The organism is Pseudomonas agronomica (assembly GCF_025917275.1).
GTDB classification, from domain to species: domain Bacteria; phylum Pseudomonadota; class Gammaproteobacteria; order Pseudomonadales; family Pseudomonadaceae; genus Aquipseudomonas; species Aquipseudomonas agronomica.
The window spans coordinates 1-2,615 of sequence record NZ_JAOSHO010000616.1 but is presented as its reverse complement, the minus strand read 5'-3'; the positions used below and the strand labels follow the sequence as shown (position 1 = coordinate 2,615).

General features: G+C 62.4%; 2 protein-coding genes and 1 pseudogene. All 3 read left to right on the top strand.

Going from position 1 to position 2,615, the window contains the following annotated elements; genetic code table 11:
- Positions 1–899 (top strand): annotated as a pseudogene (gene aauS, locus OC610_RS25280) (two-component sensor histidine kinase AauS); the annotation flags it as partial.
- Entirely contained in the window at positions 896–2,224 is a 1,329-nt protein-coding gene (gene aauR / locus OC610_RS25275) for a two-component response regulator AauR (protein ID WP_264431754.1), read from the top strand. The pseudogene aauS and the gene aauR, both read left to right, overlap by 4 nt.
- Positions 2,225–2,251: 27 nt before the next feature.
- Positions 2,252–2,581, top strand: coding sequence for a GlpM family protein (locus OC610_RS25270; RefSeq protein ID WP_170862026.1), 330 nt, complete (start codon positions 2,252–2,254; stop codon positions 2,579–2,581).
- Positions 2,582–2,615: the final 34 nt, after the last annotated feature.

Below are 2,615 nucleotides of genomic sequence, written 5' to 3'. Positions count from 1 at the left end.
TGATCGCCTGGAACGAGCGGCGCAAGGTCATCGCCACCCGCCTCGCCGCCCGCGAAGCGCTGCAAGAGGCAAACAATCAGCTCGAACGTCGGATTACCGAACGCACCACCGACCTGCGGGCCAGCAACGAACGGCTCAAGGGTCAGATCCGTGAACGGCGGCAGGCCGAGGAAACCTTGCGCCGCGCCCAGGATGAGCTGGTGCAGGCCGGTAAATTGGCAGCGATCGGCCAGATGTCCACCAGCATCGCCCATGAGCTCAACCAGCCGCTGGCCGCCCTGCGTACCCTGTCAGGCAACACCGTGCGCTTCCTGGAGCGCGGCCAACTGGACGTTGCCAGCGCCAACCTCAAGACCATCAACGAATTGATCGACCGCATGGGTCGCATCACCGCCAGCCTGCGAGCCTTTGCCCGGCGCGGCGATGACAAGGGCCGTGCGAGCCTGGGCAAGGCTGTCGAAGCCGCGCTGCAACTGCTGGGTGGACGCCTGGAAAACCGGGCTATCCAGATACATTCCGATTTCGATGACGTCCAGGTGCAGATCGACCAGACGCGCCTGGAACAGATACTGGTGAACCTGATCGGCAACGCCCTGGACGCCATGCAGGCCCAGCCCGAGCCGACGCTATGGCTCGAAGGCAAGACCAGCGACGGCAAATATCGCCTGCGGGTACGGGACAATGGCCATGGCATCGACCCGGAAGCCCGCAAGCATCTTTTCGAACCCTTCTTCACCACCAAACCCGGCGAACAAGGCCTGGGGCTGGGCCTGACGCTTTCGGCGAGCCTGAGCGCCGCCGCGGGCGGACACCTGGGTGTCGAGCATCCGGATGGCGGTGGAACCACGTTCGTCCTCAGTTTACCGTTGGTAAGCCTTTCTCCTGCCGAGCCGCTATGAACAACGACCTGAGTGTATTGATCGTCGAAGACGACCCCCATGTCCTGCTGGGCTGCCAGCAGGCCTTGAGCCTGGAAGACATTCCGTGCATCGGCGTAGGCAGTGCCGAAGAGGCGCTGGAACAAGTCGGTGATGATTTCGCAGGTATCGTCATCAGCGACATCCGCTTGCCGGGCATCGATGGCCTGGAATTGCTCACCCGCCTCAAGGCGCGGGACAGCCGCTTGCCGGTGGTGTTGATCACCGGTCACGGCGACATTTCCATGGCCGTCGACGCCATGCAGAAAGGCGCCTACGACTTCATGGAGAAACCGTTCTCTCCCGAACGCCTGGTGGACGTCGCTCGTCGTGCCCTTGAGCAGCGCGGCCTGGCCCGGGAAGTTTCGTCGTTGCGCAGGCAATTGGCCGAGCGCGATTCCCTCGAAGGCCGGATCATCGGTCGCTCGCCAGCCATGCAACACCTGCGGGCGTTGATTGCCAACGTTGCCGACACCTCGGCCAATGTGCTGATCGAAGGCGAAACCGGCACCGGCAAGGAACTGGTCGCCCGTTGCCTGCATGATTTCAGCCGGCGCCACGACAAACAGTTCGTCGCGCTGAACTGCGGCGGCCTGCCGGAAAACCTGTTCGAAAGCGAGATCTTCGGCCACGAGGCGAACGCCTTCACCGGTGCCGGCAAACGCCGGATCGGCAAGATCGAACACGCCGACGGTGGCACGCTGTTTCTCGATGAAGTGGAAAGCATGCCCCTGCCCCTGCAGATCAAGCTGTTGCGTGTATTGCAGGAACGCACCCTCGAGCGCCTGGGTTCGAACCAGAGCGTGGCCGTGGATTGCCGGGTGATCGCCGCCACCAAGTCCGACCTCGACGAAATGGGCCGGGCCGGACAGTTTCGCAGCGACCTGTATTACCGCCTCAACGTCGTGACACTTGAGCTGCCGCCCCTGCGTGAGCGGCGCGAGGACATCCTGCAGTTGTTCGAATACTTCCTGCGCCAATCATCCCTGCGCTTCGACCGTACCGTGCCGGAACTCGACAACCAGACCCTGTCGAACCTGATGAGCCACGATTGGCCGGGCAATGTGCGCGAACTGCGCAACGTCGCCGAACGCTACGCCCTCGGCCTGCCGGCCTTCAAGAAATCAGGTGCCAGCAGCGGCACCCAGGGCTTGGCCTTCGCCGAAGCAGTGGAAGCCTTCGAACGCAACCTGCTGGTGGACGCGTTGCAACGCAGCGGCGGCAACCTGACCCAGGCCAGCCAGGAATTGGGCATGGCCAAGACCACGCTGTTCGACAAAGTCAAAAAATATGGCCTGAGCCACTAATCAACCGGACGGTAACTTGTGGATCTGATTTTCAAAGCGGCGCTAGGTGCAGCCGTGGTGGTCATCCTGGCAATGCTGGCCAAGACCAGGAATTACTACATTGCCGGGCTGGTACCCCTGTTCCCGACCTTTGCGCTGATCGCCCATTACATCGTCGGCAAGGGCCGTTCGGTCGATGACCTGAAGACCACGATCGTGTTCGGCATGTGGTCGATCATTCCGTACTTTGTCTATCTCGCGACGTTGTACGTGATGGTCGACCGGATGCGCCTCGAAGCCTCATTGGCCGTCGCTGCCGTGGCATGGCTGATGGCGGCGACGGTGCTCGTCAGCGTCTGGGTGAGAGTCCACGGCTGAGTCTGCGGCGACGCACATCCCCCGGTAGGAGCTG

Bases quoted from the DNA above. Each gene is read 5' to 3' on its own strand.
- aauR (WP_264431754.1), top strand. From the start codon at position 896: ATGAACAACGACCTGAGTGTATTGATCGTCGAAGACGACCCCCATGTC.